At 71.3% G+C, this 22,837-nt stretch carries 21 protein-coding genes; 10 read left to right on the top strand and 11 right to left on the bottom strand.

Annotation, left to right across the window (positions count from 1 at the left end; genetic code table 11):
* Positions 1–19: 19 nt before the first annotated feature.
* Entirely contained in the window at positions 20–1,339 is a 1,320-nt protein-coding gene (locus ACWCQ1_RS16935; protein WP_358594477.1) for a recombinase family protein, read from the bottom strand.
* Positions 1,340–1,471: 132 nt separating this feature from the next.
* Between ACWCQ1_RS16935 and ACWCQ1_RS16930 the strand changes: the two genes are divergently transcribed.
* A complete protein-coding gene (locus ACWCQ1_RS16930; protein WP_451026803.1) occupies positions 1,472–4,672 on the top strand; it encodes a tetratricopeptide repeat protein in 3,201 nt (1,066 codons plus the stop codon).
* Positions 4,673–4,693: 21 nt separating this feature from the next.
* Here ACWCQ1_RS16930 and ACWCQ1_RS16925 read toward each other — a convergent pair whose 3' ends face one another.
* Both ACWCQ1_RS16925 and mca read right to left on the bottom strand, forming a co-directional pair.
* Positions 4,694–4,942, bottom strand: a complete 249-nt coding sequence (locus ACWCQ1_RS16925) for a hypothetical protein (RefSeq protein ID WP_133048950.1) — start codon at positions 4,940–4,942, stop codon at positions 4,694–4,696.
* Positions 4,935–5,816, bottom strand: a complete 882-nt coding sequence (mca, locus tag ACWCQ1_RS16920; protein WP_133048949.1) for a mycothiol conjugate amidase Mca — start codon at positions 5,814–5,816, stop codon at positions 4,935–4,937. The genes ACWCQ1_RS16925 and mca overlap by 8 nt, the downstream gene beginning before the upstream one ends.
* 127 nt (positions 5,817–5,943) lie before the next feature.
* Here mca and ACWCQ1_RS16915 point away from each other — a divergent pair, with 127 nt between their 5' ends.
* Together ACWCQ1_RS16915 and greA are read left to right on the top strand one after the other, a co-directional pair.
* A complete protein-coding gene (locus tag ACWCQ1_RS16915; RefSeq protein ID WP_358594483.1) occupies positions 5,944–6,342 on the top strand; it encodes a DUF4307 domain-containing protein in 399 nt (132 codons plus the stop codon).
* Positions 6,343–6,509: 167 nt separating this feature from the next.
* Positions 6,510–7,010, top strand: a complete 501-nt coding sequence (greA, locus tag ACWCQ1_RS16910; protein WP_133048947.1) for a transcription elongation factor GreA — start codon at positions 6,510–6,512, stop codon at positions 7,008–7,010.
* A 127-nt stretch (positions 7,011–7,137) separates the two neighbouring features.
* On the opposite strand, the gene ACWCQ1_RS16905 is transcribed toward greA, so the two are convergent.
* From ACWCQ1_RS16905 to ilvA, 3 genes are all read right to left on the bottom strand, one after another.
* A complete protein-coding gene (locus ACWCQ1_RS16905; RefSeq protein WP_133048946.1) occupies positions 7,138–7,995 on the bottom strand; it encodes an ABC transporter permease in 858 nt (285 codons plus the stop codon).
* The gene (locus ACWCQ1_RS16900) at positions 7,992–9,002 is read right to left on the bottom strand and encodes an ATP-binding cassette domain-containing protein (RefSeq protein ID WP_133048945.1); all 1,011 of its coding nucleotides are present in this window, start codon (positions 9,000–9,002) and stop codon (positions 7,992–7,994) included. The genes ACWCQ1_RS16905 and ACWCQ1_RS16900 overlap by 4 nt, the downstream gene beginning before the upstream one ends.
* A 268-nt stretch (positions 9,003–9,270) precedes the next feature.
* Complete coding sequence (gene ilvA, locus ACWCQ1_RS16895) at positions 9,271–10,500, bottom strand: threonine ammonia-lyase (protein WP_133048944.1); 1,230 nt, start codon at positions 10,498–10,500, stop codon at positions 9,271–9,273.
* A gap of 163 nt (positions 10,501–10,663) precedes the next feature.
* Here ilvA and ACWCQ1_RS16890 point away from each other — a divergent pair, with 163 nt between their 5' ends.
* The 3 genes from ACWCQ1_RS16890 (at position 10,664) to ACWCQ1_RS16880 (ending at position 13,100) form a co-directional block, all read left to right on the top strand.
* On the top strand, positions 10,664–11,170 hold the full coding sequence (locus tag ACWCQ1_RS16890; RefSeq protein WP_133049000.1) for a MarR family winged helix-turn-helix transcriptional regulator: 507 nt from the start codon (positions 10,664–10,666) through the stop codon (positions 11,168–11,170).
* Between the two features lie 1,080 nt (positions 11,171–12,250).
* Positions 12,251–12,754 (top strand): sigma factor-like helix-turn-helix DNA-binding protein, encoded by a 504-nt coding sequence (locus tag ACWCQ1_RS16885; RefSeq protein WP_133048943.1) that lies wholly within the window; start codon positions 12,251–12,253, stop codon positions 12,752–12,754.
* 97 nt (positions 12,755–12,851) lie between these two features.
* Entirely contained in the window at positions 12,852–13,100 is a 249-nt protein-coding gene (locus tag ACWCQ1_RS16880) for a hypothetical protein (protein WP_451026802.1), read from the top strand.
* Positions 13,101–13,113: 13 nt separating this feature from the next.
* On the opposite strand, the gene ACWCQ1_RS16875 is transcribed toward ACWCQ1_RS16880, so the two are convergent.
* Positions 13,114–14,268: a cystathionine gamma-synthase gene (locus ACWCQ1_RS16875; protein ID WP_451026801.1), complete on the bottom strand. Its 1,155-nt coding sequence runs from the start codon at positions 14,266–14,268 to the stop codon at positions 13,114–13,116.
* Positions 14,269–14,441: 173 nt separating this feature from the next.
* Here ACWCQ1_RS16875 and ACWCQ1_RS16870 point away from each other — a divergent pair, with 173 nt between their 5' ends.
* Both ACWCQ1_RS16870 and ACWCQ1_RS16865 read left to right on the top strand, forming a co-directional pair.
* On the top strand, positions 14,442–15,560 hold the full coding sequence (locus ACWCQ1_RS16870; RefSeq protein WP_451026800.1) for a hypothetical protein: 1,119 nt from the start codon (positions 14,442–14,444) through the stop codon (positions 15,558–15,560).
* 115 nt (positions 15,561–15,675) lie between these two features.
* A complete protein-coding gene (locus tag ACWCQ1_RS16865) occupies positions 15,676–16,269 on the top strand; it encodes a DUF4291 domain-containing protein (protein ID WP_451026878.1) in 594 nt (197 codons plus the stop codon).
* A 204-nt stretch (positions 16,270–16,473) separates the two neighbouring features.
* Here ACWCQ1_RS16865 and ACWCQ1_RS16860 read toward each other — a convergent pair whose 3' ends face one another.
* On the bottom strand, positions 16,474–17,991 hold the full coding sequence (locus ACWCQ1_RS16860) for a lysyl oxidase family protein (protein ID WP_451026799.1): 1,518 nt from the start codon (positions 17,989–17,991) through the stop codon (positions 16,474–16,476).
* Positions 17,992–18,170: 179 nt separating this feature from the next.
* On the opposite strand from ACWCQ1_RS16860, the gene ACWCQ1_RS16855 reads away from it, so the two are divergent.
* Positions 18,171–19,277, top strand: a complete 1,107-nt coding sequence (locus tag ACWCQ1_RS16855) for a serine hydrolase domain-containing protein (protein WP_358594500.1) — start codon at positions 18,171–18,173, stop codon at positions 19,275–19,277.
* Positions 19,278–19,301: 24 nt separating this feature from the next.
* On the opposite strand, the gene ACWCQ1_RS16850 is transcribed toward ACWCQ1_RS16855, so the two are convergent.
* Positions 19,302–20,018, bottom strand: a complete 717-nt coding sequence (locus ACWCQ1_RS16850) for an SDR family oxidoreductase (protein WP_358594503.1) — start codon at positions 20,016–20,018, stop codon at positions 19,302–19,304.
* A 93-nt stretch (positions 20,019–20,111) separates the two neighbouring features.
* On the opposite strand from ACWCQ1_RS16850, the gene ACWCQ1_RS16845 reads away from it, so the two are divergent.
* Positions 20,112–20,924 (top strand): helix-turn-helix transcriptional regulator, encoded by an 813-nt coding sequence (locus tag ACWCQ1_RS16845; protein WP_451026798.1) that lies wholly within the window; start codon positions 20,112–20,114, stop codon positions 20,922–20,924.
* Between the two features lie 497 nt (positions 20,925–21,421).
* On the opposite strand, the gene ACWCQ1_RS16840 is transcribed toward ACWCQ1_RS16845, so the two are convergent.
* Both ACWCQ1_RS16840 and ACWCQ1_RS16835 read right to left on the bottom strand, forming a co-directional pair.
* Positions 21,422–21,634 carry a hypothetical protein gene (locus ACWCQ1_RS16840; RefSeq protein ID WP_451026797.1) on the bottom strand — a complete coding sequence of 71 codons (213 nt, stop codon included), beginning with the start codon at positions 21,632–21,634 and terminating at the stop codon, positions 21,422–21,424.
* A 75-nt stretch (positions 21,635–21,709) separates the two neighbouring features.
* Complete coding sequence (locus ACWCQ1_RS16835; RefSeq protein ID WP_358594509.1) at positions 21,710–22,750, bottom strand: NAD(P)-dependent alcohol dehydrogenase; 1,041 nt, start codon at positions 22,748–22,750, stop codon at positions 21,710–21,712.
* Positions 22,751–22,837: the final 87 nt, after the last annotated feature.

Genomic DNA, 22,837 nt, shown 5'->3' with positions numbered 1-22,837 from the left:
AGCACACCACCCGATCCGCTCAGCGCCAGATCGGCACGACTCGCGAGAAGTCCCAGGTGCGATCCGCTTTCACCCCGGGGCGGACGAGGCAGTGAGTGACGAACGATCCGACGATCTTCCGTTTCTCATCCAGTGCCATCTCGCCGACCTGCCAGCGCTGCCGTGTGGTGTCAGGCACCCGACTGCAGCCGTGAGCCTGGTCGAAGATCAGCCGTTCGAGGGCGGTATCCACGAGCGGCCCGCTGATGCTGCATCTCCGGCAGTTGCGGCAGGAGTACACATACGGGCTCCGCTTGCTCCTCCCCTTCTGGGCGCACAGAGCACCACCGCACGTCGTGCCGTCGGGGCTTCGAGCCCCACACCGAAGGAAGCCCGTGCCGAGGTGGCGTGGTACGGGTCGGCGGCTGTCGGTGAGTCTCGGGGCGCCACTGCCTCGGTGCAGGAACAGGCTCCCGGGCGAGAAAGTGGCGCACACCGCGTGCCATAGTTCGGGCGTCGAGATGGGCTGCCACTGCCCCACCACCGGTTCTCCCGTCTCGCGGACGAGCAGCAGTTCGCCTCTGTTCGCCCGGTAGCCGCATACTCTCGGTGCGGTGATGATCTGGGTTACCGTCTGGCCGTTGGGTCTGCCTCCCCGTGTGCCGGTGACGCCGAGTTCGCACCAGTCACGCGCGATGGCTCGCACGGCCTTTCCCGAGAGCCGATCACCGATCGCCTGCTCCACCAGCTTCGATTCTTCGGGATGGAGCGTGATCCTGTCCTCGAGCCAGCCGAACGGCCGTGGTCCGCTGTGCGGTACTCCTTCGACAGCCCGGGCCCAGTGCCAGTGGGACAGCCTTCGGCTCCTCACCCGCGTCTCCGTCGCGGCCGCGTCCAGCGACCGTACCGCCTGCATGAGCCCCTCCTGGGAGTACGGATCCCGAACACCCTGCGGATCGACGTAGATCCGCCCCGGCGAACTGGTCAGCGCGACGAAGAACCGGGCCAGATCCTCCGCACGGCGGTACAGCCGGTCGTCCGCGACGCAGACCACCCCTTTGATGGGCTGCCCGCCGTCGGTTCGCCCGCGCACCAGGTCCGCCATCAGGCGATCGAAGCCGGGTCTCGCGACTCCGGCCTTCGACGCGCTGCGAGCGTTGTCGCTGTATGCCATCACAACGACGCAGCCATGATCGCGTGCGGTGCGCTCGTTGATCCGCAGTTGATAGCGCACCCCGTGCCCGTCACGCTGCCGGCTGTCTTCCGACGTACGTGCATACGACGCGACCGGAATCAGCCCACCACCCGTTTCGCTCGCACCATGCTGAATCACAGCGCCCCCCGATTCGACAATGAGCACTACACCCGTAAGAACGAACGAATGCCCTCGAGGTCACCCCAGACGAACGCGGTGATCGCTGCCCTCTCGCGCTCGCGGCCCACGGGAAGGACACTCGTAGGCGAAGCAGTTGTCGCCGGAGGGGGACGGGACATGCGGGACGGCCATCGGGCTGATGCCGAACGGCTGTTGGCACGGGCGGTGGAGGAGGAGGTGCGGCGCTCCGGCGGACGTACCGACGGAGCGGTCCTGCTGTCGCGGGCGCGCGGCGCGTTGGACGCGATGGCCGAGACGTCCGCGGAGGAGTACGAGGCCTATACCCGCGCGCTGGACGAGGCGGAGGCCGGGCGGCTCTCGTTCGCGCAGCGGTACGCGAAGGAGGGCGCCGGAACTCCTTTGCTGGTGGCGGCCGTTGCCGCTCTCGCGGCCGCCGTCTCCGACCTGGTCCTGGGCACGGACACGGGCACCGCGCTGGGCGCCGGCGTGGCCGTCGGCGTCGTGGCCGCCGCGGCGACGGTGGTCAAGGTGGCCGGCTCCCATCTGCCCGCCGCCCACCATCGCGCCGGCGCCGCGAGCCAGCCCGGCGGGCCCGAACAGCTGCGGCTGCAGTGGCTGACGGCGCTGGAGGTGCGCGGCATCCGCCCGTTCCTGGACCAGCAGCGCGTTCTCGCCGCCTCGACGGGCCCGAAGAAGAAGGGCCCGCAGCTGCGCGGCACGGACAAGAGCGCGGCGGCCCGCGGGCGCAGCGTGCTCGCGCAGTCGTTCGGGCAACTCCCGGAGCCGGTCGGCGCGTTCGCGGGCCGGCGGCAGGAGATGGCGCGGATCCGGCAGTGGGTGCAGGCCTCGCGCGCGATGACGGAGACGCGTCCGACGGTCGTCGTGCTGCACGGTGCGCCCGGCAGCGGCCGTACGACGCTCGCCGTACGGGCCACGCACGACCTGAAGGACTACTTCCGCGGCGCCTGTGTGGTCGATCTGCGCGGCGGCAGCCCGGAGGAGTCGCCCCTGTCCACCCGTGACGCCCTGCTGCATCTGCTCAACCGGCTGGGCGCACCCCGCGAGCAGCTGCTGTTCCGTGAGCGTTCCTCCCCCGACCAGCAGGTCAAGCGGCTGAGCGAGCTGTACCACCAGCATCTGACGGGTGTCGCGGTGACGATCGTCCTGGACGACGCCTCGGACCCGGAGCAGGTCCGCACGCTCGTCCCGGAGCGTTCCGACAGCCTGGTCCTGGTCACCGCCCGCGAGCCCCTCGCGCTGCCCTCCGTTCTGCCGGCGGACGTCCATCAGCTGCCGGTGCAGGCGCTGGACGCGGCGGGCGCGGAGGAGCTGCTGGACGCGGCGGCGCAGGACAGTTCGGGGCCGTACGACGCGGATTCCGCGGACCGGATCAGACAGTTGTGCGGCGGGCTGCCGCTGGCGCTGCGCATCGCGGGGTCCTCGCTGGGGCCGCGCTCACCGCGCCAACTGGCCACGGATCTCGGGGCGTACGGACCGGTCGAGCCGACGGAGCGGGCGCTGTGGCTGCGGTACACCGACCAATCGGAGACGGCCCGGCGGCTGCTGCGCCGGCTCGCTCTGGCCGGCCGTGCCTCACTCGGCGCCGCCGCGGCGGCCTCCCTGCTCGCGACCGACGAGACGGAGGCCACCCGTCATCTGGTGGCCCTGTCCCGCGCGGGTCTGATCGACCATGTGCGGGGCAACCGCTACCGGCTGCACGACCTGGTCCGCGCCTTCGCGCAGGCCCGTCTCCTCGACGAGGAGGACCCGGCCGAGCGTACGGCGGCGCAGGAACGTCTGATCGTGAACTACGCGGATCTCGCCGACTCGGTGCTGCGGCTTGTCGACGGCAACATGTCGACCCGCTCGGACCGCTTCAGCCCGCACGGGTTCACGTCCCTGGACGAGGCGCTGCGCTGGCTGGACGACGAGTCGAGCTTCATCACCTCCACGCTGCGGCACGCGGAGGGCGTGAACCAGGCGGCCGTGCTGAACCTGCTGGGTGCCCTGTGCGACTACTGCCTGCTGCGCGGCGACCTCTACCGGCTGGGCGAGATCAGCGAGCTGGCGCAGGCCGTCGACCAGGGTCTGCTGGTCCGCTCGGTGCAGTGGCGCACGGGTATCGCCGCCCGTCAGCTGGGCGAGCTGGACAAGGCCCGGACGACCCTGACCTCGGTCGTGGACCTGTACATGGAGGCCCACCACGACGCGGGCGCGGCCCGGGCGCTGTGCTCCCTCGGCATCACCCTGCACCACCAGGGCAATCTGACCGAGGCGACGGCGCGGCTGCGGGAGGCACTGGAGCTGCAGTCGGTTCCCGAGCTGGCGACGGACCGGGCCTGGACGATGCACGCGCTGGCGGCGGTGGAGCGCGACCGCGGCCATCTGCCGGAGGCGATGCGGCTGCTCACCGAGTCCCTGGTGCTGCACCACGCCGGCGAGTCCCTGCACGGCGAGGCCTGGGCCCACTTCCAGCTCGGCCAGCTCGGTCTGCGGATGGGTGACGTCCCACGCGCGGAGGCGGAGCTGCGGGCGGCCCTGGACCGGTACGGCCGTACCCGCGACGCCCGCGGCGAGGCGTGGGCACTGACCCAGCTGGCGCGCGCCCGGCTGGTGGCCGGCGATCCCTCCCCGGCGGTCGACGGCCTGCGTCAGGCGGCGGCCCGGCACCGGGAGAACGAGGACGCGCGCGGCGAGGCCTGGACGGTCTACTACCTGGGCCAGGCCCTGGAGGAGACCGGCGACCTGGATCAGGCGGTGCGCGAGCTGGAGCGCTCCCGCACGATGTTCTCCCGGATGCGGGACGTCTACGGCCTCGCGTGCGCCCGGCACCACTCGGCCCGCGTCACCCGCGACCAGCGGGCGGCCCAGACGGGGTCGCTGCGCAACTCCGGCTTCGCCCGCCAGCTCCTGGTCGACGCTCGCGCCGACTTCCAGCGCATCGGCGTCGCCCACGGCGAGGCGTGGACGTGTCTGGAGCTGGCGGTGGTGGACGCGGGCAACGCCCGCACCCAGCAGGCGCTCGCCCTGTGCGACGAGGCGGCGGGCCTGTTCGCCTCCTACGGCGACCGCCGCGGCGAGGACTGGGCCCGCTTCCTGCGCTGCACCCTGCTCCCCTACGCGGCCCCCGGTGGTGTGGAGGTCGGCACCGCGGTCGCCCAGGAGGATCTGGCCGAGCTCGCCCGCACCGACCACGCCCTGCGCGACGCGAAGCTCGACGACTACGTGGGGGCGTACCAGCTGCTGCTGGAGCGGGGGGTGAGTCTGGAGGCGGGCTGGCAGGCCTGGCGGCTGGGGATGGTGCCCAGCCGGCATGCGCGGGAGGTCATGGGAGTGGCGGTGCCGGCCAGACAGTGACCGGCACCGCCCTCCGCCTCGTCAGCTCTGGCGCGCCTCGGTGTCGGCGGAGGTCTTCGCGGACTCGGTGTCCGGGTCCGCCGGCTCCTTGAACTTGACCTTGCCCATGTGGCGGTTCATGGACTTCATCAGGGCCCACACCGCCAGGGCCATCGCCGCGAAGACGATGAAGCCGAGGACGCCGGGGGTGACCTTGTTCTCGTCCACCTCCTTGGCGAGGGGGGCGAGGTGCGTCATTGCCAGGCTCACGCTTGCGCTCATGTCAGGCATTGTCCCGGACGCCCGCGAAGAGGTCGTCCTCGGGGAGGGAGGTATCGACGAGGGACTTGGCGAGCTCGTACTCCTCGGTCGGCCAGACCTCCTTCTGGATCTCCATCGGGACCTTGAACCAGCCGCCGTCGGGGTCGATCTGCGTGGCGTGCGCGATCAGCGCCTTGTCGCGGATCTCGAAGAAGTCGGCGCACGGGACGTGGGTGGTCAGGGTGCGCTCGGTGCGCTCGAACTCGGCCCACCGCTTGAGCCAGTCCCCGTACGGCGACTCCATGCCGCGCTCCAGCAGCGCGTTGTGCAGTGCCTCGGTGCGTGGGCGGTTGAAGCCCTGGTTGTAGTACAGCTTCAGCGGCTGGTACGCGGGACCGAACTCGGCCTCCGGGTACTTCTCGGTGTCCGCCGCGCCCTCGAACGCCACCATCGAGATCTTGTGGGTCATGATGTGGTCGGGGTGCGGGTAGCCGCCGTTCTCGTCGTAGGTGGTGATCACCTGCGGACGGAACGAGCGGATCTGCTTCACCAGCTCGCCGGCCGCCTTGTCGACGTCCTCGAGCGCGAAGCAGCCCTCGGGCAGCGGCGGCAGCGGGTCGCCCTCGGGCAGGCCGGAGTCGACGAAGCCGAGCCACTCCTGCTTGACGCCGAGGATCTCGCGGGCCTCGTCCATCTCCTTCTTGCGTACCTCGTGGATGTGCTCCTCGATGTACTTGTCCCCCTGGAGCTTCGGATTGAGGATGGAGCCGCGCTCCCCGCCCGTGCAGGTCACGACCAGCACGTCCACCCCCTCGGACACGTACTTCGCCATGGTGGCCGCGCCCTTGCTCGACTCGTCGTCGGGGTGGGCGTGCACGGCCATCAGTCGCAGCTGGTCAGTCAAGACTCAATCCTTGGTAAGTCGGCGCCCCGGTGTCTTCGGGTGCGATCGGCGGCTTCTATAGTGACCGAATCGGGGGGCGAATAATTCCGGGGTCCGGCTCCGGGGGCCCCGCGCCGAGAGGACGATCATGAGTACGGCGAGCACTCAGCTGCCCGAGGGCCGCTACGGTCGCTCCTCGGACGAGCGCGCCGACCGCAAACTCAAGATCGCCGGGACGGTGCTCGGCGCCCTGCTGCTGGCACTGATCGGTTACTTCGCCTACCACTACGTCGGCCAGAACAAGATCAGCGGCGAAGTGATCACCTTCGAGCCCCAGAAGGACTCGGTGCGGATCCATCTGGAGGTCCGCAAGGACTCCGGTACCTCCGGCTACTGCACGATCCGCTCCCAGGCGGCGGACGGCACCGAGGTGGGCCGGGCCGACTTCCGCTTCACCGGGAGCGCCACCCGCATCGACCGGGTCCTCACGCTGCGTACGACGGCTCCGGGCACCACGGCGGAGCTGCTGGGCTGCCACGCCGACTGACGTCATCCGGAAACGTGGCGGCTGACCTGCGCCGACGTAATTCTGATGGCTTATGTCCTCCCCCTTCGGCCGCTGAATTGTTAGGCTCGTGGTTTCGCCCATCCGTGAAGGAACATTCTTCTGGGTAGGGCGATGCTTTGTATTCCCAGTACCTACGAGGAGCACCTGTGACCCAGACCAGCGAGAACGTCACCTGGCTGACCCAGGAGGCGTACAACCAGCTCAAGGCCGAGCTGGAGTACCTGTCTGGTCCTGCGCGCACGGAGATCGCCGCCAAGATCGCGGCCGCGCGCGAGGAGGGCGACCTGCGTGAGAACGGCGGGTACCACGCGGCCAAGGAAGAGCAGGGCAAGCAGGAGCTCCGTGTGCGCCAGCTGACCCAGCTCCTGGAGAACGCCAAGGTCGGCGAGGCCCCGGCGTCGGCGGACGGCGCCGTGGCACCCGGCATGGTCGTGACGATCGCCTTCGACGGCGACGAGGACGACACGCTGACCTTCCTGCTGGCGTCGCGCGAGTACGCGAGCTCCGACATCGAGACCTACTCGCCGCAGTCCCCGCTGGGCTCCGGTGTGATCGGCCACAAGGTCGGCGAGGACGCGGAGTACGAGCTGCCGAACGGCAAGAAGGCCTCCGTACGGATCCTCAAGGCCGAGCCCTACAACGGCTGACCCAGGCCCCCGCATGCCCTTGGCGAGCCCCCGGCGTCCCGGTGACGCCGGGGGCCTCGTCATGCGGTCGGGTGATGCGGTGGGTCATGCGGTCGGGGTCACGCGGTCGGGGCTCACGCGGTCGGGGTCACGCGGTCGCCGAGCGGTACTTGCGCACCGCGAGCGTCCGGAATATGACGATGATCAGCGCCGAGTAGATCAGTGAGGCCCACACCGGGTGCACCATGGGCCAGGCGCCGGACGCCGACTGGCCCGGGTTCGCGAACAGCACGCGGCAGGCCTGCACCGTGGCGCTGAAGGGGTTCCACTCGGCGATGTGGCGCAGCCACGGGGTCATGTGGCTGGTGTCCACGAAGGCGTTCGAGATGAACGTCACCGGGAACAGCCAGATCAGCCCGCTGGAGGTGGCCGCCTCGGGGGTGCGCACCGACATGCCGATCAGGGCACCGATCCAAGTGAAGGCGTACCCGAGCAGGAGCAGCAGGCCGAAGGCGCCGATGACCTTGGCGGCGTTGGTGTCGCCGTTGGAGCCCACGCGCCAGCCGACCAGCAGGGCGACCACGGCGAGGACGACCAGGGTCAGTGCCGTCTGCACCAGGTCCGCCAGGGTGCGCCCGGTCAGCACCGCGCCGCGGGCCATGGGCAGCGAGCGGAAGCGGTCGATGAGGCCCTTGTGCATGTCGTCGGCGATGCCCGCGCCGGAGCTGGCGGTGGCGAAGGTGACGGTCTGCGCGAAGATGCCCGCCATCAGGAAGTTCTTGTAGTCGGTGGCGCTGGTGCTGCCGCCGATCTGCATGGAGCCGCCGAAGACGTAGGTGAACAGCACCACGAACATGATGGGCTGGATGAGCCCGTAGATGATCATTTCGGGGATGCGGGACATCCGGATCAGGTTGCGTTTGGCGACGACCATCGAGTCCCGGAAGGACTGGCTGACCGGGTTCGTGCTCGGCGCGACCCGCACGGCGTCGGTGACGGCGCTCACTTGGCTGCCTCCTTCTTCTGACCGCGTCCCTTGGGCCCGGCCTGCTCGTCGGTCTCGGCTTCCTTGATCTCGGCGACATGTCCGGTCAGGGAGAGGAACACGTCGTCGAGGGTCGGGCGGCGCAGCCCGATGTCGTCTATCTCGATGCCGCGGACGTCCAGCTCGCGGATCACCTCGGCGAGCAGCTTGGCGCCGCCGGTGACGGGCACGGTGAGCTTGCGGGTGTGCTCCTCGACGGTGAGCTCGCCCTTGCCGAAGCCGGCGAGGACCTCTCCGGCGACCGTGATGTGCTCGCGCTCGTGCACCACGACCTCGACGCGCTCGCCGCCGGTGCGGGCCTTGAGCTGGTCGGAGGTGCCGCGCGCGATGACCCGGCCGTGGTCGACGACCGCGATGTCGTGCGCGAGGTGGTCGGCCTCTTCCAGGTACTGGGTCGTCAGCAGCAGGGTCGTGCCGCCGGAGACGAGCTGTTTGATGACCTCCCACAGCAGCTGGCGGTTGCGCGGGTCCAGGCCGGTCGTCGGCTCGTCCATGAACATCACGGGCGGGGAGACGACGAGGGCGGCCGCGAGGTCGAGGCGGCGGCGCATGCCGCCGGAGTAGGTCTTCGCGGTCCGGTCGGCGGCGTCCGTGAGGTCGAACTGGTCAAGGAGCTCGGCGGCGCGGGCCTTCGCCGCCTTGGCCTTCATCTGGTAGAGCTGGCCGACCATCTGGAGGTTCTCGCGGCCGGTCAGGTACTCGTCGACCGCGGCGAACTGGCCGGACAGGCCGATCGAGCGGCGCACCTCGTTCGGCTGCTTGAGCACGTCGAGGCCGGCGACGACCGCCTTGCCGCTATCCGGTTGCAGCAGCGTCGTCAGACAGCGGACAGTGGTCGTCTTGCCCGCGCCGTTCGGCCCGAGCAGGCCCAGCACGGTGCCCTCGGGGACATCGAGGTCGACGCCGTCCAGAGCCCTTACGTCCCCGAAGGTCTTCACGAGACCTTCGGCATAGATGGCGCCTGGCATGTGAGTCTCCACGTCGTCGGGGATGCTTCGAAAAGGCCTAGGCAAGCCTAGGTTTGTGCGATTCGTTCCGCCTGATGGATGAGGCGGCGGCGGCCACGAGACACACCATAACGCGATGTATCGCGTCCCTCAATGGATTTACCCGATCGAGTGACATCGAGCGACGAAGAGTCCCTGACCAGGCCGTTCCGCTTGGTGCGGGCGGCCCACGACCAGCCCACGACCAGTCGAGAACCTCAGCGGAAGACGGCGTGACCCGCCCTCAGCCTCAGCCGATGACCGTGTAACCGGCCTCGCGCAGCGCCCGGCCGACCTCGGCGCAGTGCTCCGGCCCCTTCGTCTCCAGGTGCAGCTCGACCTCCGCCTCCGTGAGCCCGAGCCGTGGATCGGTCCGTACGTGACTCACATCGAGCACGTTAGCGTCCACCACTGACAACACCCCGAGAAGCGTCGCGAGCGCCCCCGGCCGGTCCGTCAGCCGCAGCCGTACGGCCAGGTAGCGGCCCTGCGCCGACATGCCGTGCCGCAGCACGCGCTGCATCAGCACCGGGTCCACGTTCCCGCCGGACAGCACCGCGACGACCGGGCCCGCGAAGGAGCCGGGCTCGCTCAGCAGGGCGGCGACCGGGCTCGCGCCGGCCGGTTCGACGACCAGCTTGGCCCGCTCCAGGCACAGCAGCAGCGCGGCGGCGAGCTGGTCCTCGCTGACCGTGCGGACCTCGTCCACCAGCTCCTGGACGATCCCGAACGGCACGTCCCCGGGCCGCCCGACCTTGATCCCGTCGGCCATCGTCACCGGGTTCTCGACCGGCACCGGGCGCCCGGCCGTCAGCGAGGGCGGATAGGCCGCCGCGCCCTGCGCCTGCACGCCCACGATCCGCACGTCCGGCCGCAGGGCCTTCACCGCGACCGCGATACCGGCCGCGAGGCCTCCGCCGCCGATGCCGACGACGACGGTCCGCACCTCCGGGCACTGCTCCAGGATCTCCAGGCCGACCGTGCCCTGGCCGGCGATGATGTCGGGGTGGTCGAAGGGGTGGATGAACACCGCGCCCGTCTCGGCCGCGTACGCCTGCGCGGCGGCCAGCGTCTCGTCGACCACCTGCCCGTGCAGGCGCACCTCGGCGCCGTACTCGCGCGTGGCGCTGATCTTCGGCAGCGGGGCGCCCCGCGGCATGAACACCGTCGCCCGCACGCCGAGCAGGGAGGACGCGAGGGCGACGCCCTGCGCGTGGTTGCCGGCGCTCGCCGCGACCACCCCGGCGGCCCGCTCCTCCGGCAGCAGCCCGGCGATCCGGACGTACGCGCCGCGCAGCTTGAAGGAGCCCGTCCGCTGGAGGTTCTCGCACTTGAAGTGCACCGGCGCGCCGACCAGCTGGGACAGATGCCTGCTGCCCTCCATCGCCGTCACCCGTGCCACGCCCGAGAGCATCTTCTGGGCGCCCCGAACGTCGTCGAGGGTCACGTGCCGCAAGGAGTCAGCCGTGCTGTAGCTCATGACTCAAGCATCGCAGTTCACAGGGTCCCGCGACCGGTGTGACCAACCTCCGAGACTGGTTTGCGCAGCGCCGGTACGGCCCGCCTTCCGGCCGCGTACTCTGTCCCCCATTCACAGACCACTTTCATGAAGCGAGCCTCCGGCCATGCCCACAACACCCGAAATGTCGATGGACATGACGACCGTCGGTGACAGCGGTCTCCTCGACACGCTGCAGCACGAGGTGGCGGTCTTCGCCCGACGTGCCGAACAGACCCGGCTCGGGGGGGTCGGGCAGGTGCGCAACTCCATGGACCGCGCCGCATACCTGCTGCTCAACCGCCTGGACAAGGAAGGTCCGATGGGCGTCAAGGCGCTCGCCGCCAGCATGGGCATCGACTCCTCGACGGTCACCCGGCAGGTGGCGCCGCTCGTGGACACCGGGCTCGTCAAGCGCACCTCGCACCCCGAGGACGGGCGCGCGGTGGTGCTCCAGCTCTCCCCGCGCGGGCTCTCCCGGCTGGAGGAAGTGCGCTCCTCCAGGCGACAGTTGATGGCGGAGTTGACCCAGGACTGGGAGCAGGAGGAGCGCGAGGCGTTCTGCGCGCTCCTGACCCGCTTCAACACGGCCCTGTCCGCCCGAATGACGGCCCAGGGCGTCCCGGGCCCGGAGTCGTCGTCCCCTTCGTAGACCCTCGGCACGCGTGTGACGGGGGGCGCGTACGGGGGTGGGGGCGTGGCGCTTCACGCGTGCGGGGGTAGGGGCGTGGCGGTTTCGCGCGCGGCGCCTCACGCACGTGTGTCGGGACTGCACGCGCGTGTGGGTGCGTCGGGGGGCCGCCCGTGTTGAAGCCTCGGGGGCTCCGCGCGGACGTATGACGTCGGGGGGCCGCACACGTGCGTGGATGCGTCGGGGGCCTCCGCGCACCTGGCTGCATCGGGGGCTCCGAGGGTGCGAGGGTGCGTCTCTGGGCTCCGGAGGGTGCGTGGGGCCGTGCCGTTGGCTGCTTTCGCCGCGCGCTGGGGCTTCGCGGGCTCCGGGCCCGTCGGCAGTTGCTTCGCACGTGCAGAGCGCGTCGCACTGCTCCGCCCACGCCATGATGGCTGCTTTCGCGACTACTGCGCGTGTGTGGGTGGGGGCGTTGGGGGCTCCGCAGATGTGCGGGTACGCCAGCGGCTCCCAGCGTGCGTGGCCGTGCCGGTGGCTGCTTTCGCTGCACGCGGGAGCTTCGCGGGCTCCGAGCGCGTTGTCAGCTTCTTCCCGCGTGCATAAACGCATCGCGCCGCGCCGCCCACGCGATGATGGTTGCTATCGCGGCTGCTGCGCGCGCGTGTGGATGGGGGCGTCGGGGGCTCCGCGGACCTGCGGGTACGCCAGGGGCTCCGAGCGTGCGCGGGCGCGTCGGCGGCTAGCGCGCATGCCGTGACCGCGCGTGCCGTGGGCGCGTCGGGGGCTGATGCGCGTGCCGTGAGTGCGTCGGCGGCTGCCGCGCGTGCCGTGGGCACGTCGGGGGCTGGTGCGCGTGTCGTTCGGCGCGTCGGCGGCTGGTGCGCGTGCCGTGGGTGCGTCGGCGGCTCGTGCGCGTTCGTGGGTGCGTCGGGGGCCGCGCGTGTGTTGGTTGGGGAGCCGGGCGTGTTGTGGTTGTCGCGCGGCTCTTGACCGTGGGGCCACCTCTGGCCTCATATGAGACCGGGCCCGTCGTACACGGTTCCGGATGCCGTACGCGGCCGGGCCCCGGTTCCGCAAGGTCGCGTCAGGGCGGGAGGCGCGGTGCGACAACGGCAGGCGTTGCAGGGCGCCCGCCGGGCCCGGGAGTTCGAGGCGTTCGTCGCGGGCGCGGCAGGGCGGCTGCTGCATGCCGCCACGCTGCTCACGGCGGAGGCCCCGGACGACAACCCGCGCGCGCGGCGCCTGCTGACGCTGGCCCTCGCCCACACGTACATCTCCTGGAACCGGCTGCGCGGCGAGGACCCGTACGACCGCGCCCGCCAGTACCTGGCCACCCGCTTCGCCCGCGCGGCCTGGCACCAGTACGGCGGTCTGGGCCGCGCCCGGACCCACCCCGGCGCCGCCCTGGCCACGCTCGCACCGCAGGAACGCCTGATCCTGGTCCTGCGCCTCTACGAGGGCGTCGCCGAGGAACAGACGGCGGCCCTCCTGGGCCTGCCGGTGGAACGGGTCCGCGCTATCTGCGACCGGGCGACGACCACGCTGCTGCAACCTCCGCGGAGTCCCGCCCCGGCCGTGGTGGGGGCGAAGGTGGCACCGTCATGAGGCGCCGCGATGGCGGGATGAGGAGCGCACGCGCGGGTGACGCCGGCGTGGCGGCCGTACGCGCGCGGAGCGGCCCGGGTGAACGGGGGTGGCACCGGTGAACCGGACCGAGCGGGAAGCCACCGTGCGGCGGATCATGGAGCAGGCTCCGCCGCCCGTGCCGCCGGACCTGTACGCGGAGGTCATGCGCCGGGGCGCCCGTATGGTGCGCCGCAGGAGGATGGTCCGCCGGACGCTGTGGCTGCTGCTGTGCGCCGTGGCCGTGGCGTTCTTCGTGTGGGCCATGATGGCCCGCCCGTGGGTGGAGCCGCCCTCGCAGACGACTCCCCCGTACACGGGCTGGTGAGCCGCGCGGGCGGCTAGCCGAGGGCCTGCTGCAGGTCCTCCAGGAGATCGTCCACGTTCTCGATGCCCACGGAGAGGCGGACGAGGTCGGCGGGCACCTCGAGGGCCGAGCCGGCCACGGACGCGTGCGTCATGCGTCCGGGGTGCTCGATCAAGGACTCGACGCCGCCCAGGGACTCGCCGAGCGTGAACACCTTGGCGCGGTTGCAGACCTCGACGGCCGCCTCCTCGCCGCCGGCCACCCGGAACGACACCATGCCGCCGAAGGACCGCATCTGCTTGGCGGCGACCTCGTGGCCGGGGTGCTCGGGCAGACCCGGGTAGAGCACGTGCGTCACGCGCGCGTGCCGGGTCAGCATGTCGGCGACCCTGCCGGCGTTCTCGCTGTGCCGGTCCATCCGCACGGACAGCGTCTTGGCGCCGCGCAGCACCAGCCAGGAGTCGAAGGGCCCGGCGACCGCGCCCATCGCGTTCTGGTGGTACGCCAGCTCCTCGCCGAGCGTCTCGTCGGCGACGACCAGCGCACCGCCGACGACGTCCGAGTGGCCGCCCATGTACTTGGTCAGGGAGTGCACGACGACGTCCGCGCCGAGCGCCAGCGGCTGCTGCAGGTACGGCGTGGCGAAGGTGTTGTCCACGACCAGTTTGGCGCCCGCGTCACGGGCGACGTGGGCGAGGGCGGCGATGTCGGTGATGCCGAGCAGCGGGTTGGAGGGGGTCTCCACCCACACGGCCTTGGTCTTCGGGGTGATGGCGGCCCGTACGGCGGACGGATCGCTGGTGTCGGCGACCGACCACTCCACCCCCCACCGGGCGACGACCTTCGCGAACAGCCGGAACGTGCCGCCGTACGCGTCGTTGGGGATGACCACGTGGTCGCCGGGGCTGAGCAGCGTACGCAACAGGCAGTCCTCGGCCGCCAGTCCGGACGCGAACGCGAGACCTCGGCGACCACCCTCGAGGGCGGCGAGGTTCTCCTCCAGGGCGGTCCTGGTCGGGTTGGCGCTACGGCTGTACTCGTAGCCGCCGCGCAGGCCGCCCACGCCGTCCTGCTTGTAGGTCGATACCTGGTAGATCGGCGGGACGACGGCGCCGGTGAGGGGATCGGCAGTGTTGCCCGCGTGGATCGCGAGGGTCTCGAAGTGCTGACTGATGTGCCTGTCGCTCATGGGCACCGAGGGTAGTGCGCTCGCGGGGCGAGTGACGGACGCCGAGGCCGGAGGGGTCCCACGGTCGGGATTTCCCTCGGTCCCAGGGCCGGCCGGACACCGGTCCGGGGAGTTTTCCACAGGTGCGCCGAGCGGGTTGGCCAATTGTCCGAGGCGTCTGGAACGCTTGAGGCATGGAAATTCTCTGGGTCCTGATCGCGCTGGTCATGCTCGGCTTCGTGCTGCTCCCGGTCATGCGGCGTCGCCGGGGCATGATCGAGCAGGTCCCGCCGGGCCACCCGGACGCCGCGGACCCCGCGAACTACGGCTTCGTACGCGAGGAGGAGCTGGACGTCCGCATGCCCGGCCCCGACCAGGACCTGCTGGACGTCCTGGACCTGGTGCAGCGCACACAGGACTACCGCGCCGCCTCCCAGCTGCTCGCAGGCACCGAGGCGGAGGGCGAGCTGCGCTGGCAGCGCGTGCAGGCCTTCGCGGGCGCCGCGTCGCTGGAGCTGCAGCAGCGGCCGGGCGGGGTCAGCGAGACGCCGGGCGGGCAGTGGCTGCGGGTGTGGCGGGCCGAGCATCCCAAGGACGCGGGCGGGGCGGCCGTACACGCGGAGTTCCTGGCGCAGCAGGCGTGGCGGACGGCGACGCGGGGCACGGACGAGTTCCGGATCATCATGGAGGAGGCGAGGGCGGCCTGCGGCGACGCGGCGCTGCTCGCACCCGGCGACCCGGTCCCGTACATCGTCGAGCTGTCGGTGGCGCGCGGACTGGCCTATCCGCGGCCGGAGTTCGAGCAGCTGTGGCTGAAGATCCTGGACCGCGCCCCGGCGCACATGGGCGCGCATCTGGCCGCGCTGCACTACTGGTGCGAGAAGTGGCACGGCTCGCGGCAGCTGGCGTACTCCTTCGCCGAGGCCGCGGCGGCGAGAGCGCCGCAGGGCTCGCTGCTGGCCGCCATGCCGCTGTTCGCGGTCTTCGAGCACCTGCCCGAGGTGAACCTGGTCAGCGGCTTCTACCAGAGCGAGGTCGTCACGAAGGCGATCCACGGAGCGCTGCACGCCGTCCACTCGGCCCGCCCGGACGACCCGATGCTCGCGCACGTACGCCATCTGCTGGTCTTCTTCCTGGTCCGCGCGGAGCGCTGGTCCGAGGCGATGAACCAGCTCATACACATCGACGGCCACATCGGAGCCCTCCCCTGGACCCTGGCCGCCGACCCGGCGGCGGAGTTCGCGGTGTACCGGGCACTGGCGGTGGCGGGCTACGAGGCGAACGGCGGCAGCCCGGCGACGCTGCCCCAGTGACCCGTGCGGGAGCTTCGGAATTCCGACCCGAGTTGGGTGACCCGGTCGAGACGGCCCGCGGTCGGATCCGGAAATGAATGGCCGGCAGGGACCGACGGGCGGCACGCTGTCCGCCATGGATGAACCGCAACACAGGATCCGCGCGCTGCACACCGCGACCACGATCACGGTGTACCAGGCATACGCTCCGGAAATCGGCCTGCCCGCCGTCGAGGAAGGCCGGTTTCCCGCGGCGTGGAAACGGGACAGGATGACATGGATCAAGCCGTCCTTCCTGTGGATGATGTACCGCTGCGGCTGGGCCGCCAAGGAGGGGCAGACGACCGTCCTGGCAGTCGAGATCAGCCGCGACGGCTTTGACTGGGCGCTGCGCAACGCGTGCCTGTCGAACTACGTCCGCGGGGTGCATCCCGACCGAGCCGACTGGCAGCGTCAGTTGAAGCGTGCGCCCGCTCGCGTGCAGTGGGACCCGGAGCGGGACCTGCGCCTGCGGCCCTTGCCGTACCGATCGCTGCAACTCGGCCTCACCGGTGAGGCCGCGCGACGCTACGCGGACGAATGGACGGTCGCCATCCGCGACGTCACCCCACTCGCGCACGAGATCCAGGCCCTCGTCCGCGACGGGGACCTGGACTCGGCGGCCGGACGCCTGCCCCGGGAACATGTCTATCCGGTCGAAGACCTGTCCCTCGCCCACTTGCTGGGATGACAGACCGCACCCCGACGATCGTGTCGGGATCGCCGCAGCCACAATCGGTCGGCCGGAGCATCGAGTAACGGATGAAGCGCGACGACTCCTGGGCGCAGCAAGATCCTTAGTGCCTCCGACATGGACGGAATCGATGTGGCCGACGTGACCTGACCGAATCTGGCGCCCGGCGGGCGGAGACGTTGGGCTCCGCCCGCCAGGTTGTCAGGGAGCGTCGATGAGGCCGTACTTCGGGACCGTCACCGTGCGGGCTCCCGGCGTGCCGCCGAGGACGACCTTGCGGTAGGTGATGTTGTTGGCCGTGCTCTGCTCCTTGAGCCGGTTGTCCGGGTTGGCGATGACCTGGATGTAGTAGGTGCCGTTCGGCAGGTCGGAGACGTCGAAGGACTGACCGGGCCGGTACTGGCTGTAGGTGTCGCCGTTGCCGACGTCGAGCACCTCACGCACGGACACGGCGGTCTCCTCGCCGCAGGCGGTGGCGAGGTCGGTGTTGTACGGGTGCCAGTTGGCGTTCTTCACCGTGTAGTCGATGGCGTCGGTGTTGGCGAGGCAGAAGGCCTCCTTGCCGCTGCGGACGATCTCCCTCTTGTCCGCGCCGAGCAGCCGGTAGCTGGCGAAGTCGCTGAAGTGCCAGTGCTGGTGACCGTCCCGCGGGTCCCACTCCATGGTGCCGGTGGGCGTGTAGCCGACCTGCTTGCCCTTGGCGTCGTAGAAGTACTGGTAGGCGTCCATCTTCTCCGCGCCGGGCTTGCGGAACCCGTCCACGACCAGCGGGGAGGGGCCGCCGTTCCAGACGGTCGCGCTGAAGGCGAGGTAGTCCTTGCCGGGAGCGGCGCCCACTCCGCCCTCGTCCCCGTTGGTGATCGCGATGCCGTACGCCGGGAGGGCGCGCAGGTCCGGCTTGGGCGCGTCCGCGGGGACGGTCGCCCTGCCGACCGGGCGATGCGCGGCCGGCTGAGGGCTCTTCGAGGCATTCTTCCGCCCGCGCCCGGCGCCCCTCAACCCATGGCCACCACCGGAGTCCTGACGGACCGTCACCTTGATGGTCTGGGTCTTGTCCGGCATCCCGAACAGGTCGCGGTACTTCTTCGCCACCGACACCTTCGCGGTGTACACACCGGCCGAGAGGTCGACCGTGTCACCCTCGCGGAAGCCCTGGGACGTGGCCGCGGCCCAGCCCTTCTCGACACCCCACACGCCGCCGAGCGTGAACGGGTTGTCGGAGCAGCTCTCGGGGTAGTTCGAGGTGGCCGGGGCGTCCGGACGGATGCGGCCGGCCCGGTTGTTCGGGCAGAACGACTGCGTGGTGTCGACCACCTTCGCGCCCGACGCGTCGCTGATGCTGACCTTGAGGAAGTCCGGCAGGCCCGAGAAGTCCTTCACCAGGTCCTTCGGCAGGGTCTTGGTCACGGTCCGGCCACCGGAGTGGATCACCTGAGAGGCGACGATCGGGTCGTTGTAGGACTTTCGCGTCACCCGCATCTCGAGCGGTCCCCCGTCGACCGTCACATAGGTGCCGAGATTCAGGTAGACGCCGGCTTCTCCCTGGTACCGGTCCAGGGTCACCGAGGTGGAAGCGGCGATGAGGTCGAGCTTCGGTGTGCCCGGCTGTGTCGCCGCTCCCGCGCCGGGCGCCGCGAGGGTCGCGGCGGTGCCGACGGTGAGGGCTGCGGCGGCGATGAGCGCCGAACGCCGTAAGGCCGTGGGGTGGTGTCTGGTCATGAGTGCTCTCTCTGCGTCTGGTCGGGACGAGTGGTGCACGTGGTGCAGGCACGTCAGGAAGTACTTGTGTGCCATCTGTGAAAAGGGTGAGAAGTCGGCCGAGGTTGCCTGACGACCGGAAATCACCTCCCCACTAATTCGGTTGCCGCCGCACCCGTACATGCGGGCTAATGCCACCCATGGCCGACATCGAGGGCTCGTACGACGATCTGTTCACCGCGGTCCCCAACGCGCTGGGCGCGCTGCTGGACGCCGGGGACACGGGCGGCTCGGTGGCCGTCTTCGTGGACGGTGAGCCCGTGGTGGACGTGTGGGGCGGGTTCGCCGACAAGGAGCGAACCGTGCCGTGGGGGCGGGACACCCTCGTCGGCGTCTTCTCGGTGACCAAGACGATGACGGCGCTGTGCGCACTGGTCCTCGCGGACCGCGGCGAGTTGGATGTGGACGCGCCGGTGGCCCGGTACTGGCCGGAGTTCGCCGCGGCCGGCAAGGAGGGTGTGCTGGTACGGCACCTGCTGTCGCACACCGCCGGGCTGCCCGACTGGGAGGGGCCGGTCGAGGAGCTCTACGACTGGCCGGCCGCCACCGCCCGTCTCGCCGCGCAGGCTCCGCTGTGGGAGCCGGGCAGCGCGGCCGGGTACCACTCGCTCACCCAGGGGTTCCTGGTGGGGGAGGTGATCCGGCGGGTCAGCGGCCGGAGCGTGGGCGAGTTCTTCGCCGAGGAGATCGCCGGGCCGCTGGGCGCGGACTTCCACCTCGGGCTCGGCCCCGAGCACGATCACCGCGTGGCCCCGGCCGTTCCGCCGCCGTCGCGGGACGAGGACTACGCGGCGAGCGCGGCGGGCGGGCCCGAGGTGCCCGCCGCCGCGACCGCGATCCGGCTCCGGGACGGCAACAGCCTGGCCTGGCGGCGGGCGCAGATCCCCGCGGCGAGCGGCTTCGGCAACGCCCGCTCGGTCGCCCTCGTCCAGTCGGTACTGGCCTGCGCGGGGACCGTGGACGGGGTGCGGGTGCTGTCGCCCGCGGGGTGCGAGCGCGCGGTGCGGGAGCAGTTCAGCGGCGACGACCTGCGCCTGGGCATGCCGATGCGGTGGGGTCTGGGGTACGGGCTGTTCGGCGGTACCTACGGATGGGGCGGCTGGGGCGGCTCCCTCGTCATGATCGACCCCGAGGCGCGGATGGTGGTCGCCTACGTGACCAACCAGATGCGTGAACCCGGTGACGACAACCGGGGGCTGGAGATCGTCATGTCCGCGTACGACGGGGTGCAGGGGCTGCGGGCCTGAGCCGGACGGGGCAGCCCGCCGGCCTCACCACGGCACCGGCGTCCCGTCCCAGGAGAAGAGCCGGCCCGTCGGCCCGTCGTCGGGCAGCAGTGCCAGGCGTACGGCCCCCTCGGCGCCCTCCGCCGGGTCGCCGCCCACGGCCTTCGCGCCCGGTAGCAGGTCGGTGGCGCGCAGGCCGGGGGCGAGGGCGTTGACCTTGAAGCCGTCCTCGGCGAGTTCCTGGGCGTGGAGCAGGGTCAGGAGGTTGAGGGCGGACTTGGAGGCTCGGTAGGCGGCGGAGCCCGGACGGCCCGGCGTGAACTGGGGGTTGGGGTGGGTGCTCCAGGTCAGTGAGGACGTGCCGCTGGAGACGTTGACGATGCGCGGGTGCGCAGAGCGGCGCAGGGCCGGCAGGAAGGCGTTGGTCACCTCCAGGACGCCGATCACATTCGTCTCGTAGGCACGGCGGAACTCCTCCGCGCTCGACTCGGTCGGTGGGGCGAGGGAGGGGTTGATGCCCGCGTTGTTGACCAGGACGTCCAGGTGCTCCACCTGTGCGGCGGCCTTGGTGACGGAGGCGGGGTCGGTGACGTCGAGGACCAGCGGACGGGCCCGGTCGCCGATCTCCTCGACGGCCCGCCGGCCGCGCCCGGAGTCCCGCGCGCCCACGTACACGGTGAAACCCTCGGCCGCGAGCCGCCCGGCAATATGGCGGCCGATTCCCTTGTTGGCACCCGTGACGAGTGCGGTGCGATCGTTCATGTCGACCACGGTCCTCCGGCGGGTACCGGTCTGCCAGGGACGACCTGTACCAGGCAGTGGGCGGGCCGGGGTTCGCCAAAGGAAGGTGGGCGGGTGCCGAGGCAGGAGTTGGCGCGGTTCCTGCGGGAGCGGCGCGCGGGGCTGCGGCCGCGGGACGTGGGGCTGCCGGACGGTGTGCCGCGCCGCACTCCGGGGCTGCGGCGCGAGGAGCTGGCGGAGCTGGCCCATATGTCGGTCGACTACTACGTACGGCTCGAACAGGCCCGTGGGCCCCGGCCGTCGGCGCGGATCCTGGACGGGCTCGCGGAGGCGCTGCGGCTCAGTCCCGCCGAGCGCGACCATCTCTTCCGCCTGGCCGGGTCGGCGGCGCCGCCGGGTGCCGGTCCGGTGCGGAGCGTACGGCCGCATGTGGCGCGGATGCTGGAGCGGCTGCCGGAGACGGCGGCGATCGTGACCGACGCGGCGTACGGGCTCGTCGCCTGGAATCCTTTGGCGCAGGCGGTGTTCGGCGGTGACCTCGGTCGCGGGACGACGAACCTGGCCCGGCGGCGCTTCCTGGGCGAGGGGCGGATGTACGACAGTTCCAGCGCGGAGGAGTTCGGGCCCATCGTGGTGGCACGGCTGCGCAGGGCCGCGGACCGGTATCCGCACGACCCCGGGCTCGCCGCCCAGCTGGCCCGACTGCGGGCCGGCAGCGCGGAGTTCCGGGCGTTGTGGGAGGACCGGCCGGTCCACGCGCCCGGCCACCGCACCAAGACCGTCGACCACCCGGCCGTGGGCCGCCTCCACCTCAACTGCGACGTCCTGCTCGTCCCCGAGGACGACCAGGAGGTCGTCCTGATCACGGCAGACCCGGGCACCCCGTCCGCCCGCGCCCTGCGCCACCTCACGCACGTGGCCCACTGACCGGAGTGGCGAGAGCCGTCGTGCCTACGGCGTGCAGGGGGGAGGGCCCCCGGACGCCCGACACCGGATCGGCCCGGGCAGCCCGAGCAGCCCGGAGGTCACGGAGTCCCGGGCGCCGCGGATCGTGCCCGGGGTCCTGGCCGGGGGCCGCTCTCGGGCCGGCGGGAGGCGGTTCGGGCGCGCGGCAGTCGGGTCGTGCTCGCCACCGCGACGACGAAGCGGCGGCGACCGGTCGGCTTCGCCTCGTCGACGTCACCGCAACCCGCCCGCCGCCTCACCCACGCCCCTCAACTGCCTTTGCTGGGCCGCACCCCGGCCGACAGGAGACGGGCATGGAGGGCGGATCGTGCCCGGGGCCGCTCTCGGTCCGACCGAGGACAGTTCGGGCGCACTGCCGTCGGAGCCTTGCTCGCCACCGCGACGACGGAGCGGCGGCGACCGGGCGGCTTCGCCTCGTCGACGTCACCGCAACCCGCCCGCCGCCTCACCCACGCCTCTCAACTGCCGTTGCGGGGCCACTCCCCCGGCCGACAGCCGACGGGCATGTAGGGCGGATCAAGCCCGAATTGCTGGCCGGGGCCGCTCTCGGGCCGGCCGCAGGCGGTCGGGCGCACGGCCGTCGAGGGCGTGCTCGCCGCCGCCGCGACGGAGCGGCGGCGACCGGGCGGCTTCGTCTCGTTGACGTCGTCGCGGCCGGGCCGCCGCTTCATCCGCGCCTCTCGACTGCCGTTGCTGGACCGCTCCCCCGGCCCACAGGAGACCGTACGGGGGGAGCGGGACTCAGGTCAGATCGTTGACGTGTCGATCACGAAGCGGTAGCGGACGTCGCTGGAGAGCACCCGCTCGTACGCCTCGTTGATCTCGTCCGCGCGGATCAGCTCGATCTCGGCGCCGAAGCCGTGCTCGGCGCAGAAGTCCAGCATCTCCTGGGTCTCCTGGATGCCGCCGATGCCGGAGCCGGCGAGGGTCTTGCGGCCGCTGATCACCGAGAACAGGTTGAGCTTGACGGGCTCCTCGGGCGCGCCCACGTTCACGAAGGCGCCGTCCGTCTTGAGCAGGGACAGGAAGGCGTCCAGGTTCAGCGGGGCCGAGACCGTGGAGAGGATCAGGTCGAAGGTGCCCTTGAGGTCCTTGAAGGTCTGCTCGTCGCTGGTCGCGTAGTAGTGGTCGGCGCCCAGCTTCAGCCCGTCGTCCTTCTTGCGCAGGGACTGCGAGAGCACCGTGACCTCGGCGCCCAGCGCGTGCGCGATCTTGACGCCCATGTGGCCGAGGCCGCCCATGCCGAGGATCGCGACCTTCTTGCCGGGGCCGGCGTTCCAGTGGCGCAGGGGCGAGTAGGTGGTGATGCCGGCGCACAGCAGCGGGGCGGCGACGTCGAGGGAAAGGCCGTCGGGGATGCGGACGACGTAGTTCTCGTCGACGACGATCTTCTCGGAGTAGCCGCCGTAGGTGGGCTCGCCGTCCTTGCCGATCGCGTTGTACGTGCCGACGCCGCCCTTGAGGCAGTACTGCTCCAGGCCGGCCTGGCAGTTCTCGCACTCGCGGCAGGAGTCGACCAGACAGCCGACGCCCACGCGGTCGCCGACCTGGTGCCGGGTGACGCCGGAGCCCACTGCGGAGACGACGCCCGCGATCTCGTGACCGGGGACCATCGGGAAGATGGCCTCGCCCCAGCCCTCACTGGCCTGGTGGATGTCGGAGTGGCAGATACCGGCGAACTTGATGTCGATCAGCACATCGAACTCACCGACCTCGCGGCGCTCGATGGTGGTGCGCTCCAGGGGAGCCTTCGCCGCGGGGGCGGCGTATGCGGCAACGGTGGTCATGCCGGGATTCTCCTAAGCGGGGGTTCGCGCCCGGCTGCCTTCTGTCGTTCCGTCCGGGCACGGTGATCAGCATGCCCCGCCCCGGCG

It is taken from the genome of Streptomyces sp. NPDC002144 (genome assembly GCF_053593695.1).
The sequence above is the reverse complement of the archived record's forward strand: the minus strand, read 5'-3'. Positions and strand labels throughout refer to the sequence as shown.